Annotated in this window: 13 protein-coding genes and 1 riboswitch; of the genes, 9 read left to right on the forward strand and 4 right to left on the reverse strand. The window is 63.1% G+C overall.

Annotated features, from left to right (window positions below):
* The first annotated feature begins 83 nt into the window (after window positions 1–83).
* The 3 genes from sufA to AC1RT2_RS20155 all read left to right on the forward strand — a co-directional run bounded on the left by sufA (window position 84) and on the right by AC1RT2_RS20155 (window position 2852).
* Window positions 84–473: a Fe-S cluster assembly scaffold SufA gene (gene sufA, locus AC1RT2_RS20145; protein ID WP_493104750.1), complete on the forward strand. Its 390-nt coding sequence runs from the start codon at window positions 84–86 to the stop codon at window positions 471–473.
* Between the two features lie 122 nt (window positions 474–595).
* Window positions 596–2461, forward strand: coding sequence for a sensor histidine kinase (locus tag AC1RT2_RS20150; RefSeq protein ID WP_493104752.1), 1866 nt, complete (start codon window positions 596–598; stop codon window positions 2459–2461).
* On the forward strand, window positions 2445–2852 hold the full coding sequence (locus AC1RT2_RS20155; protein WP_069058928.1) for a response regulator: 408 nt from the start codon (window positions 2445–2447) through the stop codon (window positions 2850–2852). The genes AC1RT2_RS20150 and AC1RT2_RS20155 overlap by 17 nt, the downstream gene beginning before the upstream one ends.
* Window positions 2853–2931: 79 nt before the next feature.
* On the opposite strand, the gene gcvP is transcribed toward AC1RT2_RS20155, so the two are convergent.
* The 4 genes from gcvP to AC1RT2_RS20175 all read right to left on the reverse strand — a co-directional run bounded on the left by gcvP (window position 2932) and on the right by AC1RT2_RS20175 (window position 8026).
* Window positions 2932–5793 carry an aminomethyl-transferring glycine dehydrogenase gene (gene gcvP, locus AC1RT2_RS20160; protein WP_493104755.1) on the reverse strand — a complete coding sequence of 954 codons (2862 nt, stop codon included), beginning with the start codon at window positions 5791–5793 and terminating at the stop codon, window positions 2932–2934.
* Window positions 5793–6155, reverse strand: a complete 363-nt coding sequence (gene gcvH / locus AC1RT2_RS20165; RefSeq protein WP_069058926.1) for a glycine cleavage system protein GcvH — start codon at window positions 6153–6155, stop codon at window positions 5793–5795. The genes gcvP and gcvH overlap by 1 nt, the downstream gene beginning before the upstream one ends.
* 94 nt (window positions 6156–6249) lie before the next feature.
* Window positions 6250–7389, reverse strand: a complete 1140-nt coding sequence (gene gcvT / locus AC1RT2_RS20170; protein ID WP_069058925.1) for a glycine cleavage system aminomethyltransferase GcvT — start codon at window positions 7387–7389, stop codon at window positions 6250–6252.
* A gap of 161 nt (window positions 7390–7550) precedes the next feature.
* A riboswitch (glycine riboswitch) is annotated at window positions 7551–7651 on the reverse strand.
* A 141-nt stretch (window positions 7652–7792) separates the two neighbouring features.
* Window positions 7793–8026 (reverse strand): hypothetical protein, encoded by a 234-nt coding sequence (locus AC1RT2_RS20175; RefSeq protein ID WP_493104758.1) that lies wholly within the window; start codon window positions 8024–8026, stop codon window positions 7793–7795.
* A 323-nt stretch (window positions 8027–8349) separates the two neighbouring features.
* Between AC1RT2_RS20175 and AC1RT2_RS20180 the strand changes: the two genes are divergently transcribed.
* From AC1RT2_RS20180 to AC1RT2_RS20205, 6 genes are all read left to right on the forward strand, one after another.
* On the forward strand, window positions 8350–8586 hold the full coding sequence (locus AC1RT2_RS20180; RefSeq protein ID WP_444801150.1) for an Lrp/AsnC ligand binding domain-containing protein: 237 nt from the start codon (window positions 8350–8352) through the stop codon (window positions 8584–8586).
* A 55-nt stretch (window positions 8587–8641) separates the two neighbouring features.
* A complete protein-coding gene (locus AC1RT2_RS20185; protein WP_069058922.1) occupies window positions 8642–9634 on the forward strand; it encodes an RluA family pseudouridine synthase in 993 nt (330 codons plus the stop codon).
* The gene (locus AC1RT2_RS20190; protein WP_069058921.1) at window positions 9634–10299 is read left to right on the forward strand and encodes an HAD-IA family hydrolase; all 666 of its coding nucleotides are present in this window, start codon (window positions 9634–9636) and stop codon (window positions 10297–10299) included. The genes AC1RT2_RS20185 and AC1RT2_RS20190 overlap by 1 nt, the downstream gene beginning before the upstream one ends.
* The gene (locus AC1RT2_RS20195) at window positions 10292–11077 is read left to right on the forward strand and encodes an ATP12 family chaperone protein (RefSeq protein WP_069058920.1); all 786 of its coding nucleotides are present in this window, start codon (window positions 10292–10294) and stop codon (window positions 11075–11077) included. The genes AC1RT2_RS20190 and AC1RT2_RS20195 overlap by 8 nt, the downstream gene beginning before the upstream one ends.
* 74 nt (window positions 11078–11151) lie before the next feature.
* A complete protein-coding gene (locus tag AC1RT2_RS20200; RefSeq protein WP_493104762.1) occupies window positions 11152–11805 on the forward strand; it encodes a hypothetical protein in 654 nt (217 codons plus the stop codon).
* An 87-nt stretch (window positions 11806–11892) separates the two neighbouring features.
* A complete protein-coding gene (locus AC1RT2_RS20205; protein ID WP_493104764.1) occupies window positions 11893–13425 on the forward strand; it encodes an acyl-CoA carboxylase subunit beta in 1533 nt (510 codons plus the stop codon).
* Window positions 13426–13429: the final 4 nt, after the last annotated feature.

Genomic DNA, 13429 nt, shown 5'->3' on the forward strand with positions numbered 1-13429 from the left:
ATTGATCGCTTAACCGTGCGGCACTAGATTCGGATTCGGAAACCGTCAGGCCTTGAACCTGGCCGGTGAAGGAGAAATGGCCCATGGCCTTTGCAGTTATGAAGCTCACCGATGCGGCGGCAGACCGTGTCAAGGCGATCGTCGACAATGCCGGCGCTGACGCGAAGGGCATTCGCGTCGGTATCAAGAAGGGCGGTTGCGCGGGCATGGAATATTCCATCGACCTCGTCACCGAACCGAACGCCAAGGACGACCTGATCGAGCGGAACAGCGCCCGCGTCTGGATCGCACCGGAAGCCGTGCTCTACCTTCTCGGCACCGAGATGGATTTCGAGGTAACGACGCTGCGCTCCGGCTTCACCTTCCACAACCCGAACCAGACGTCCGCCTGCGGCTGCGGCGAATCGGTCGAACTGAAGCCGGCCGACCTCGCAGCGCTTGCCGCTGCCGGCCAGCCGACGGTCCGCGCCTGAAATCAGCAGGTGCAAGCCCCCTTAATCCTTGCACCTTTCTTTCGCTGATGGTTTTGCCTAGTCTCGCGATCCCGGCCGGCATTTGCCAGCCGGCGTGATCGCCAGGGAGAGGGGCACCAGCGATGACCGGCTTTGCCGCGGCACTTTACCAGAACCTGCCGTTTCCCGCGCTCATTGTCGATGCTGAGGCGCATGTCGTCTCGCATAACGACGCGGCGGCGCGTGCCTTCGGCTGGAACCGGAATGGCCAGAAGCCCGCCGATGCCCCCATCATCGATGGGGCGGATGTCGCGGCCCTGCTGGCCCGTCATGCCGTAGCGGGGCGGGAAAATACGCACGCCTTCTCCTTCCGCCACGACAACGGCTCGCTCTTCGAGGCAACGGCCCATGTAATCGCCGTTTCCGACGAACCGGGTGGCGCGCGTTATGCGCTTCTTCTGCGCAGCCTGCTGAGTGGCGGCAGCCATGGCGAGCAGATCCTGCTCGGCCAGCGCATTGCCGCCGCGCTGGATACGATGAACGAGGGATTTGCGATCTTCGATCAGGAGGAGCGGCTGGTCATGTTCAACCGCTCCTACAAGGAGCGTTGCGGGCATGCCCGGGATGCCGTGCGCGTCGGTGCGACCCTGGAGAGCATCGCGCGCGCCAGCCTGCGCGTGGGCATGTTTCCCGGCGTTCAGGAAGGCACGCCGGAGGCCGAGGAGACGGTGCGCCAGCGCCTTGAAAGCCACAGGAACACCGATAGCGGGGGAAGCGTCTTCCAGTTCGGTAAGGACCGTTGGATCCGCGGCGAAAGCCATGTGGCCGAAACCGGCGATATCGTCGCGTTGCGCGTCGATGTTTCGGAGCTGAAACGCGCCGAGGCCGCCCTCGAGGAGAAGCGCCGCGACTATCTCTCGCTGCTGCAGATCCTGCCGGATATGATCCTGCGCTTCGACAGGAACCTCACCATCCGCTTTGCAAACGACAAATATGCCGCGCATGTCGGCTCGACCACCGACGAGCTTGTCGGTCGCTATCTGCCGGACGTTGCCTGCGCGCCGGAACAGACGGCCGACCTGATGAACATCGACAGCTATACGCGCGAGGCGCCCGTGCGCTCGCTCGAAGTCTGCACCGAGGGGCCGGATGGCAAAGAGGACTGGATGTTCTGGACGGCCGTCGCAATCTTCGATGAGAGCGGCGTCACCGAGGTCGTCAGCGTTGGGCGTGACATCACCGAGGCCAAGCACCAGCAGCATAAGGTGGAGGCGCAGACGAACGAACTGCGTCGCAAGAACGAGGCGCTTGACCAGTTCACCGCGACGGTTTCGCACGACCTGAAGGCGCCGCTACGCCATCTCTCGATGTTTGCCGAGATGATTTCCGAGGATCTCCACCGCGGCGAATTTGCCGAACTGGCCCATTATTCGGACCATGTGCGCAAAAGCGCCGCGCGCATGCGTCGCATCATCGACAGCCTGCTCGAATTTTCCCAAATCGCCTACCGCATCACGTCGCCAAAGCCGGTCGCACTCGCCGATGTGGTCCGCGATGCGCTGGTGCTGCTTGAAACCCATGTGCAGGAAACCAGCGGGCGGGTCGATATCCGGTCGCTGCCGGAGGTCATGGGCGACCCGGAGCTTCTGAAGCGCCTGGCCCAGAACCTGATCGGCAATGCGCTGAAGTACCACCACCCTGACAAGGCTCCCGTGGTGCGCGTTTATTCGCAACACAACGAAGCCGGCATTGCTTTCGTGGTTGAAGATGACGGCATTGGTATCGATCCGCAGCATGTCGAGCGGATTTTCGATGTTTTCCAGAGACTTCACCGGGACGAGTCGGTCTATCAGGGCACTGGCGTCGGCCTGGCGCTGGCGCGGCGGATCGTCGAGAGCCACAACGGCGTGATAGCGCTTGACACCACCTATGGTCCGGGCGCACGCTTCGTGGTGACGTTTCCGCAGCCCGTAAAGTCAAGGGGGAACGAACGTGGCAGGCTCAGCTAGAAAGCTGATCGTCGTCGATGACGATCCCGTCGATGTACGCTTCGTCATGCGTGCCTTCAGCGATGCCGGCAGCCCGATCGAAATCACCCACGTTGCCGACGCGGAACAGGCGAGTGACCGGCTCGATATCGAAGCCTTCGACTATATCCTCCTCGACATCAACATGCCCGGAACGAGCGGCATGGACCTGCTCAAGCGGCTGCGCGCACGCACGCGCACGGCAGTCACGCCGGTGATCATGCTGTCCTCCTCGTCGAATTCCGTCGATGTGAACCGCGCCTATCAGAACGGCGCCAATGCCTACGCCGTCAAACCCTCGACGGTCAGCGGCTACCGCGATTTCGCAGAGGGTTTTACCCGTTTCTGGGTGGACGTCGCGGTCGCGCCCTGACTTCTCCCTGCCCGCAATGGAAAACCCCGGCCGATAGGATCGGCCGGGGTTCAAATTTTTGCTTTTGGCGTAGCCGTTTTTATTCGGCTGCGTCCGCGTAGTCTTCCAGCGGCGGGCAGGAGCAGACGAGGTTGCGGTCGCCATAGACGTTGTCGACGCGGTTGACGGGCGACCAGTATTTGTCGACCCGGAAGGCGCCCGGCGGGTAGCAGGCCTGCTCGCGCGAATAGGGACGATCCCATTCGCCGACGAGGTCTTCCACCGTGTGCGGGGCGTTCTTCAGCGGGTTGTTGACCTTGTCCATCCGGCCTTCCTCGATGGCGCGGGCTTCCTCGCGGATCGCCAGCATCGCATCGCAGAAGCGGTCGATCTCGGCCTTGGTCTCCGATTCTGTCGGCTCGATCATCAGCGTGCCGGCGACCGGCCAGCTCATGGTCGGCGCGTGGAATCCGCAGTCGATCAGGCGCTTGGCGACGTCGTCGACGGTCACGCCGGCGCTGTCGACGAGCGGACGCGTGTCGATGATGCATTCATGTGCCACGCGGCCCTTGGCGGACTTGTAGAGCACGTCATACGCGCCCTTCAGGCGGGCGGCGATGTAGTTGGCGTTGAGGATCGCCACCTTCGTCGCCTGTGTCAGGCCTTCGCCACCCATCATCAGGCAATAGCTCCAGGAGATCGGCAGGATGGAGGCCGAGCCGAAGGGAGCCGCCGAGACCGCGCCGGCCTCGCCGGTCGTCGGATTTGCCGGCAGGAAGGGTGCAAGGTGCGCCTTGACGCCGATCGGCCCCATGCCGGGACCGCCGCCGCCATGCGGGATGCAGAAGGTCTTGTGCAGGTTGAGGTGGCTGACGTCGCCGCCGATATCACCCGGACGGGCAAGCCCGACCATGGCGTTCATGTTGGCGCCGTCGATATAGACTTGGCCACCATGCGTGTGCACGATCTCGCAAATCTCGCGCACGTTCTCCTCGAAGACGCCATGCGTGGACGGGTAGGTGATCATGCAGCAGGACAGGTTGTCCGCATGCTGTTCGGCCTTGGCACGGAAGTCGTCCATGTCGATGTCGCCGTTGTCGGACACCTTCACGACGACGACCTTCATGCCGACCATCTGTGCCGACGCCGGGTTGGTGCCGTGCGCGGAGGTCGGGATGAGGCAGACGTCGCGATGCGTATTGCCGTTGGCGAGATGATAGGCACGGATCGTCAGCAGACCGGCATATTCACCCTGCGCGCCGGAATTCGGCTGCATGGAGACGGCGTCGTAGCCGGTAATGTCGCAGAGTTTCTGCGACAGATCCTCGATGAGGTGCCGGTAGCCTTGCGCCTGGTCGGCGGGCACGAAGGGGTGAATCTCCGCGAATTCCGGCCAGGTGATCGGCAGCATTTCCGCCGTGGCGTTGAGCTTCATCGTGCACGAGCCGAGCGGGATCATCGAGCGGTCGAGCGCAAGGTCGCGGTCGGAAAGCCGGCGGATGTAGCGTGTCATCTCGCTTTCCGCACGGTTCATGTGGAAGATCGGATGCGTCAGGTATTCGCTGGTGCGCAGCAGGTCTTCCGGCAGGCGATAGCCCGGCTCGAATTCCGCCACCTCGAAATCACCACCGAAGGCCCGCCAGACGGCTTCCAGCGTGACGGGGCGCGAGCGCTCGTCGAGGCTGATGCCGATACGGTCCTCGCCGATCTTGCGAAGGTTGACTTCTTCCGCGACGGCGGTCTTCAGGATGATGCCCTGCAGCTTGCCGACATGCACGGTGATCGTGTCGAAGAACACTTCCGGCTCAACGGTGTAGCCAAGCTTTTCCAGGCCCATGGCGAGGCGCACGGTCTTCTGGTGCACGCTCTGCGAAATCGCCTTCAGGCCCTGCGGACCGTGGAAGACGGCATACATCGAGGCCATGACGGCGAGCAGCACCTGCGCGGTGCAGATGTTCGACGTCGCCTTTTCGCGGCGGATGTGCTGCTCGCGGGTCTGGAGCGACAGGCGGTAGGCGCGGTTGCCGCGGGCATCGATGGAGACGCCGACGAGGCGGCCGGGCATGGAGCGCTTGTAGGCGTCCTTGACGGCCATATAGGCGGCATGCGGCCCACCATAGCCGACCGGCACGCCAAAGCGCTGGGTGCAGCCGATGGCGATATCCGCATCCATCTCGCCGGGCGACTTGAGGAGGGCAAGCGCCAGCGGATCGGCCGCCATGACGGCGATGGCGCCCGTCTGGTGCAGGCGGGCGATCAGGCCCGAAAAATCGCGCACATGACCGTAGGTACCCGGATACTGGAAAATCGCGCCGAACACGTCGACGGGATCGAGATCGGTGAAGGGATCACCGACGATGATCTGCCAGCCGAGCGGCTCGGAACGGGTCTTCAGCAGTGCGATCGTCTGCGGGTGGCAGTTTTCGTCGACGAAGAAGGCATTCGCCTTGGACTTCGCCACGCGCTGCGCCATCGCCATGGCTTCGGCGGCTGCGGTCGCCTCGTCGAGCAGCGAGGCATTCGCGACGTCGAGGCCGGTGAGGTCGCAGACCATCGTCTGGTAGTTGAGCAGCGCCTCGAGGCGGCCCTGGCTGATTTCCGGCTGGTAGGGCGTATAGGCCGTGTACCAGGCCGGGTTTTCCAGGATGTTGCGCTGGACGACCGGCGGCGTGATCGTGCCGTAGTAGCCCTGGCCGATCAGCGAGACGAGCTTCTTGTTGCGGTTGGCGGTCTCACGCATCTTGTCGAGCGCCTCGCGCTCGGTCATCGGCGCGCCCCATTCGAGCGCCTTGGTCTGGCGGATCGATTTCGGAACGGTGTCGTCGATCAGCGCGTCGAGGCTCGGATAACCGACTACCTTGAGCATCGCCTCCATTTCCTTCGGCGAGGGGCCGATATGGCGACGGTTGGCGAAGTCGTAGGGCTGGTAATCGGTAAAGGCAAAGTCCTTGGGGAGAGACATCAGCCGACAAGCTCCTTGTAGGCGGCTTCGTCCATCAGGCCATCGGCATCGGCCTTGTTGGCAAGCTTCAGCTTGAAGAACCAGCCGGCGCCCTGCGGGTCGCTGTTGACGAGGGAGGGATCGGCAACGATCGCCTCGTTCACCTCGACGATTTCGCCATCGAGCGGGCAGTAGACGTCGGAGGCAGCCTTGACGGATTCGACGGTCGACGCATCGCCGCCCTTCGAGAAGGTGGCGCCAACCTCGGGCAGTTCGACGAAGACGAGGTCGCCGAGCTGCTCGGCCGCGTGCGCCGTGATGCCGACGGTCGCTACGTCGCCGTCGATCTGCAGCCACTCGTGTTCTTCGGTAAATTTCAGCATGTTTGTTCCTCTCTCGGAAAGTGATTGTTGTCCGGTTTGCCGCTCATCCGCCTATCAGCCCTGTCTCCACGCAGGCCGGGAAGCGGACCGTGATTCAGCGCTTGAAGGTGTTCTTGACGAAGGGCAGGGTTGCCACGGAAATCGGCAGGAACTTGCCGCGCACACCGGCATAAAGCTGGGTGCCGGGCGTTGCTGCCGATTTGGTAACGTAGCCCATGGCGACAGGGCCATCGACATTCGGGCCGAAGCCGCCGGAAGTGACGGTTCCGACGACATCTTCGCCCTCGGCATCGGTCGCAAGCACCGCCCCGCCACGGATGGGCGCGCGGCCTTCGGCCTTCAGGCCGACGCGTCGGCGTTCGGCACCGTTTTCCAGCTGGTCGAGGATGATATCGGCGCCGGGGAAACCGCCGGCGCGCTCGCCGCCCTTGCGACGCACCTTCTGGATCGCCCATTCCAGCGCGCCTTCGACGGGCGTCGTGCTGGTATCGATGTCGTTGCCGTAGAGGCAGAGGCCGGCTTCGAGGCGCAGCGAATCGCGCGCGCCCAGGCCGATCGGCAGCACGTCCGGATGGTCGAGCAGGCGGCGACAGACCGCTTCGGCAAGGTCTGCCGGAATGGAGATTTCGAAACCGTCTTCGCCGGTATAGCCGGAGCGCGAGACGATGCAGTCGGCGTCATGCAGGTCGCAGGCGCGCACGTCCATGAAGCGCATGGAGGAGACGTCGGCCCAGAGTTCGGCAAGCACCGATTCCGCGTGCGGCCCCTGAAGGGCGACAAGCGCGCGGTCGTTGTGCAGCGTCAGTTCGCAGACGTCGCCGATCTTCGCCTGCATATGGGCGAAATCCGCGTCCTTGCAGGCGGCGTTGACGACGACATAAAAATGGTCGCCGCGATTGGCGATCATCAGGTCGTCGAGAATGCCGCCGTCGTCATTGGTGAACAGCGCATAGCGCTGGCGGCCTTCGCCGAGGCCAAGCACATCGACCGGCACCAGCGTCTCGAGCGCGCGCGCTGCGTCGGCATTGTCACCGGAGCGGGCGCGCACCGTCACCTGACCCATGTGGGACACGTCGAACAGGCCGGCCGCGGCGCGGGTTTGAAGATGTTCCTTCATCACGCCGGCCGTATATTGCACCGGCATCTCATAGCCGGCGAACGGCACCATGCGGCCGCCGAGCGACAGGTTCAGCGCATGAAGCGGGGTTTTCTTGAGTTCAGACGATACGTCCAAAAGGCGCCCTCCAGTCTTTTGGCGCCCATCATCCGACCGGGCACCGGCTCACAATATCGGCGCTTGCGCGCCGTTCTCCTGAGCCCCCTCTGTCCCTTCGCCTGAGATTGTTATCCCTTCGGCGAGCGCTTCAAAAAAACGCTTCTCTCCAGAGTTCCGACGGCACCTTGCTGGTCCTTTTGCCTGAGAGTTTCCGGGGCGGTTGCTCCTTCGGCACCGGCCATGCCCTTTCGAGGCGGCCAGCTTCTCCCAGCGAGGTCGGCCTCAGATAACGACCTTGCCTGTGTTTTGGCAAGAGGCGGCGTCGCTGTGGAACAATTTTTTGTCGTGGAGGGAAAGAGACAAAAGAATGGCCCCGAAACGGGGCCAAGAGTTTGGAGGACGGCTGGTTCTTGAGGGAGGATCAGACGGGTTCTTGCAGAGCGGGCGAACCGTTTTCGTCATAGACGCGTTGCGCCTCTGCGACGGTGACTTGCGGCGTGCCGCTCGTCGCGGTGATGAGGGCAAGAGCCAGCGCCGGCGGCTGAATGACATTGAGCATGGCGACGGTGCGCGCGTCGCCGCGGATCTTTGCATCTTCGCTCCAGACGTGGATACGCTCCTCGAAAAGCGTATTCGCGCGTGTCTGCGGTCTCATCCCCTGCGATGCATAGGCGGCTGTGGTTGGTGAGACTGTCACGATCTGGGTCATGGGCGTTCAACAAAGTTGGTTTGCGTCCGCGCAAGTTAACAGTTGCGCCTTTCTTGCGTGTAAAACGCCGTGGTTGCATTTTCATCGAATTTTAACAGTCTGTGCGAATTTCGGTCGGTCTTGCCTTTAACAAGCCAAATCCGTCATAAGAGGTAAGGAAATGCCGCCGGAATCGGTGGCCGAAGCAATCCAAGCAAAAGTGTGAAGCGGTTTTGCGTCCGGGATTGCGCCAGAACAGTCAGCATGCCGCCGATGGCGCGGGAGGACCGATGAAGCCGATTTTCGTGCAATTGCAATGCGCTCCGGGCAAGACCTATGAGGTGGCCGATGCGCTTTACGCTACGGAACTCATCTCGGAGCTTTATTCCACCAGCGGTGACTACGATCTGCTCCTGAAGGTCTATGTCGACAGCGAGGAGGACATCGGCAAGTTCATCAACGACCATGTCGCGTCCATTCCAGGCATCATGCGATCGCTGACCACGCTGACGTTCCGCGCCTTCTAGCTGTTCCCCTTCGCCCGTTCTTGCGTTAAAGCACGCGCAACGAAAGAAGGCGAAGATGGCAGGCATTGAACACAGGCAGGTGGAGAACGACGAGGCGGGCATGCGCCTGGACCGGTGGTTCAAGACCCATTATCCGGGCCTCGGCTTCGGCCCGCTCCAGAAATTGCTGCGCTCCGGACAGGTGCGCGTCGATGGTGGCCGCGTCAAGAGCGACACCCGCGTGCAGCCGGGGCAGATGATCCGCGTCCCCCCGATGGAGGTCGACGCCAAGGCTGCGAAGGCCGGGCCGATCGCCGGCCGCGATCTCAAACATTCCTCGGATCATGAACTTCTCTCCCGTATGCTGTTGCATGAGGACGACAAGGTCATCGTGCTGAACAAGCCCCCCGGCATCGCCGTGCAGGGCGGATCAGGCATCAACCGGCATATCGACCAGATGCTCGAAGCCTGGACCAGCCCGAAGGGCGAGAAGCCGCGCCTTGTTCACCGGCTCGACCGCGACACGTCCGGCGTGCTCGTCATCGCCCGCACGCGTGGCGCGGCGCAGAAGCTGACGGCCGCCTTCCGCGAGCGCGATACCAAAAAGACCTACTGGTCGCTGGTGATGGGCGTGCCGAAGAAGCGCGAGGACAAGATTTCAACCTGGCTCGTCAAGGAGCAGACGCCGGACGGCGACCGCATGCGCATTGCCAAACATGGCGAGGACGGCGCCGATCATGCGGTGTCCTTCTACCGCATTATCGAGCAGGCGGCGCAGAACTTCGCCTGGCTGGAGATGGAACCCTATACCGGCCGCACGCACCAGCTTCGCGTGCACGCCGCCCATATCGGCCATCCGATTATCGGTGATCCGAAATATTTCGAGGCAGAGTTCAACTGGGCCTTCCCGGGCGGCGTGCAGAACAAGCTGCATCTCCACGCCCGCCGCATCGACGTCCCGCACCCCTCCGGCGGACGGCTGCGCGTGACGGCGCCGATGCCGGCGCACATGGTGCAGACCTGGAACCTCTTCGGCTTTGACATGACCTCGGCGGACGAGGAAGACTGATGCGACTGGTACTCTTCGATTGCGACGGCACGCTGGTCGACAGCGTCGGGCTGATCCATGAGGTGATGGCCCGCACCTTCGTCGATTTCGGCCATGCCCGGCCGGACGTTTCCGAGACCAAGGCGATCATCGGCCTGACGCTCGATATCGCGATTGCCCGCATGCAGGGCAAGCCGCATGTCGACGACGAGGCGTTGGCTATGACCGCGCACTACAAGGCGACCTACATGGGCGTGCGCGGGGAGCCGGGCTTCCAGGAGCCGCTTTTCCCGGGCATCGCGGAGATGATGGCGCGGCTGGAGCGGGAGGACGACCTGATCCTCGGCGCGGTCACCGGCAAGTCCCGCCGCGGCCTCGATCTGATCCGCGCGACCCATGGCTTCGACAAGACCTTCTTCGTCTCGCGTACCGCGGACGATTGCCCGTCCAAGCCGCATCCGGCCATGGTGACGGAATGCTGCAGCGAAGCCGGCATCGATGCGGCCAGGACGGTTGTCATCGGCGACGCGATCTACGATATGCAGATGGCGAAGGCGGCCGGTGCTGCGGCGATCGGCGTTTCCTGGGGCTATGCCAGCGTGCCCGAACTGGTCGAGGCGGGGGCGGATCACATCCTGCGCACGCCCGCCGACCTTCTCGAATGGTTGGAGATTTCCGATGCGTGACATTCTGAGCGACCTTTCCGACGCGATGAGCGATCCCGATCCGGTGCGCCGCGCACAGATCCAGATGAAACGCCCGCTACCGAAGCGTTTCTACAAGGAGGTTTCGACCGACGCCTCCGAGGAGGGTTTCCGCATCCTGCTCGACGGCCGCCCGGTGCGCACGCCCGGCAAGAAGCTGCTGGCCGTGCCGACGCAGGCCATTGCCGATCGCCTGCGCGCCGAATGGGACGGGCAGGGCGAGGAGATCGACCCCGCAAAAATGCCGGTGACACGTCTCGTCAACACCGCCATCGATGGCGTCGCCGATAATTTTGACGCCGTGTTCGACGAGATCGTGCGTTTTTCCGGCACGGACCTTCTCTGCTACCGCGCGGATTCGCCGACCGGTCTGGTCGATCGCCAGCGCGATGGCTGGGACCCGGTTATCCGCTGGGCCGCGGACGCCAAGGGCGCACGTTTCATTCTCATCGAAGGCGTCATCCATCAGGAGCAGCCGGTGCCGGCAGTCGCGGCATTTTCCGCAGCACTTGCCGCGTATCGTCACCCGCTCGCGCTCGCCTGCCTGCACACGGTGACCACGCTCACCGGTTCGGCGCTGCTGGCGCTGGCGCTCGCCGAAGGCGAGATCGATGCCGACAAGGCCTGGGCGCTCGCCCATCTCGACGAAGACTGGCAGATCGAGCATTGGGGCACCGACGAGGAAGCCTTCCGTCGCCGCGAGCTTCGGCGCGAGGAAATGGACATTGCTGCGTCCGTGTTCGCCGAGATTTCGCGCTGATCAGCATTCGTTAAGACTTTCGCACCATTTTGACACGCCACCGACCATTGACATCGCATACCGGTATTCGTCTCATGCAGTTCCTTCTCCGCACGCTTCTCTCCGCCTGCCTCCTCGTTTCCGCACCGCTTGCCGCCGCCGCAGAAGGATTTCCCGTGCGGGATATCCGCAAGGTCGTGGTGAGCGGCGATGAAAGCGTCCCGTCAAGCGTGCTGAAACGGACCGGCGAACACCTGAAGCGCGCGGCCGGGGCCACCCGTCGCGCGATGCAGATTGACCGCGCTGCCCTGGATGTGCGGGTCTCGGCACTCAAGCAGACGGCCGATGGCCAGAGTTCGGCCAATGTCACGGTCACTCTGTCTGACCTGAAGGGCGGCACCTCGTCGCGCCAGGCCATGACGGTCAACAGCTACATGCCCGGCCGCAAGGGCCGCGAAACAGCACTTGGTGACGCAATCGCCAAGCGGGTGGCGCTCGCCTACCACCTAGCACCGGTTTCGGCCGGAAAGACCTCCATTGGCAAACGCCCCGGCAAGGGACGCAAACATGCCGGTGGCCAGCGCAAGCCGGCGGCACGCCAGACCGTCCAGGACCATTCGCGCAGGGACACGCGCCCGGTTGTCATCCCGACTGAAGCGGCGCTGACGGTGCGCTCGCGCGCGCTGCCGGACGGCTCCAAGAAGAAGATCGCCCCCTGCGTCGTCACCCAGTCGATCAGCTGTGAGTGAATTCTAAGACCTTCGATCTAGAAAACGCCCCTTCAAGCTCCCGATCCCGCATGCTAAGCCATTGGTGAAACGGGAGGAACCGAAGGCATGAAGGAAATTCTCCACGAGCTCGAAGTCCGGCGCGAGCGCGCCCGCATGGGCGGCGGCCAGGTGCGCATCGATGCACAGCACAAGCGCGGCAAGCTGACGGCGCGCGAACGCATCGATGTCTTTCTGGACGAGGGCTCGTTCGAGGAATTCGACATGTTCGTCGAACACCGCTCGACGGATTTCGGCATGGAGAAATCGAAGATCGCCGGCGACGGTGTCGTCACCGGCTGGGGCACGGTCAACGGCCGCACCGTCTTCGTCTTCGCCAAGGATTTTACCGTCTTCGGCGGCTCGCTTTCCGAAACCCATGCCCAGAAGATCATGAAGGTCCAGGACATGGCGCTGAAGAACCGCGCGCCGATCATCGGGCTTTACGATGCGGGCGGCGCGCGCATCCAGGAGGGTGTCGCAGCGCTTGGCGGTTATGCGGAAGTCTTCCAGCGCAATGTGCTCGCCTCCGGCGTCATCCCGCAGATTTCGGTCATCATGGGGCCATGTGCCGGCGGCGATGTCTATTCGCCAGCCATGACGGATTTCATCTTCATGGTGCGTGACACGTCCTACATGTTCGTGACCGGCCCGGATGTGGTGAAAACGGTGACGAACGAGACCGTCACCGCGGAAGAACTTGGCGGTGCCTCCGTGCACACGACGAAATCGTCGATCGCCGATGGCGCCTATGACAATGACGTCGACGCGCTGTTGCAGGTCCGCCGCCTCGTCGATTTCCTGCCGCAGTCGAACACATCTCCCATGCCGGAGATCGAATGCTTCCAGTCGGTCGAGGACGTGGATGAGTCGCTCGACACACTCATCCCGGCCAATGCCAACAAGCCCTATGACATCAAGGAACTGATCCTCAAGACCGTTGACGAGGGCGATTTCTTCGAGATCCAGGAGAGTTTTGCCAAAAACATCGTCTGCGGCTTCGGCCGCATCGAAGGCTCGACGGTCGGCTTCGTCGCCAACCAGCCGATGGTGCTGGCCGGCGTGCTCGATTCGGACGCCAGCCGCAAGGCCGCGCGCTTCGTGCGCTTCTGCGACTGCTTCAGCATTCCCGTCGTGACCTTCGTCGACGTGCCGGGTTTTCTGCCGGGCACCGCGCAGGAATATGGCGGCCTCATCAAGCATGGCGCCAAGCTGCTTTTTGCCTTTGCCGAGGCGACCGTCCCCAAGGTGACGCTGATCACGCGAAAAGCCTATGGCGGCGCCTATGACGTGATGGCGTCAAAACACCTGCGTGGCGATATCAACTATGCCTGGCCGACGGCGCAGATCGCCGTGATGGGTGCTAGGGGGGCAGTCGAGATCATCTTCCGCAAGGATATCAACGATCCGGAGAAGATCGCCGGGCACACGAAGATGTACGAGGACCGTTTCCTCTCACCCTTCGTCGCGGCGGAACGCGGGTATATCGATGAGGTGATCATGCCGCATTCGACCCGCAAGCGTATCGCGCGGGCGCTGCGCATGCTGCGCAACAAGGATCTGGAAAATCCGTGGAAGAAACACGATAACATTCCCCTGTAAGGGA

The sequence above is a fragment of the Shinella sp. GW821-FHT11G07 genome, assembly GCF_058808115.1.

What these genes read in the sequence shown, in the direction of transcription:
- sufA (WP_493104750.1), top strand. Translation starts at nt 84, where the DNA reads ATGGCCTTTGCAGTTATGAAGCTCACCGATGCGGCGGCAGACCGTGTC.
- AC1RT2_RS20150 (WP_493104752.1), top strand. Translation starts at nt 596, where the DNA reads ATGACCGGCTTTGCCGCGGCACTTTACCAGAACCTGCCGTTTCCCGCG.
- gcvP (WP_493104755.1), bottom strand. Translation starts at nt 5,793, where the DNA reads ATGTCTCTCCCCAAGGACTTTGCCTTTACCGATTACCAGCCCTACGAC.
- gcvH (WP_069058926.1), bottom strand. Translation starts at nt 6,155, where the DNA reads ATGCTGAAATTTACCGAAGAACACGAGTGGCTGCAGATCGACGGCGAC.
- AC1RT2_RS20175 (WP_493104758.1), bottom strand. Translation starts at nt 8,026, where the DNA reads ATGAGACCGCAGACACGCGCGAATACGCTTTTCGAGGAGCGTATCCAC.
- AC1RT2_RS20180 (WP_444801150.1), top strand. Translation starts at nt 8,350, where the DNA reads ATGAAGCCGATTTTCGTGCAATTGCAATGCGCTCCGGGCAAGACCTAT.
- AC1RT2_RS20185 (WP_069058922.1), top strand. Translation starts at nt 8,642, where the DNA reads ATGGCAGGCATTGAACACAGGCAGGTGGAGAACGACGAGGCGGGCATG.
- AC1RT2_RS20190 (WP_069058921.1), top strand. Translation starts at nt 9,634, where the DNA reads ATGCGACTGGTACTCTTCGATTGCGACGGCACGCTGGTCGACAGCGTC.
- AC1RT2_RS20195 (WP_069058920.1), top strand. Translation starts at nt 10,292, where the DNA reads ATGCGTGACATTCTGAGCGACCTTTCCGACGCGATGAGCGATCCCGAT.
- AC1RT2_RS20200 (WP_493104762.1), top strand. Translation starts at nt 11,152, where the DNA reads ATGCAGTTCCTTCTCCGCACGCTTCTCTCCGCCTGCCTCCTCGTTTCC.
- AC1RT2_RS20205 (WP_493104764.1), top strand. Translation starts at nt 11,893, where the DNA reads ATGAAGGAAATTCTCCACGAGCTCGAAGTCCGGCGCGAGCGCGCCCGC.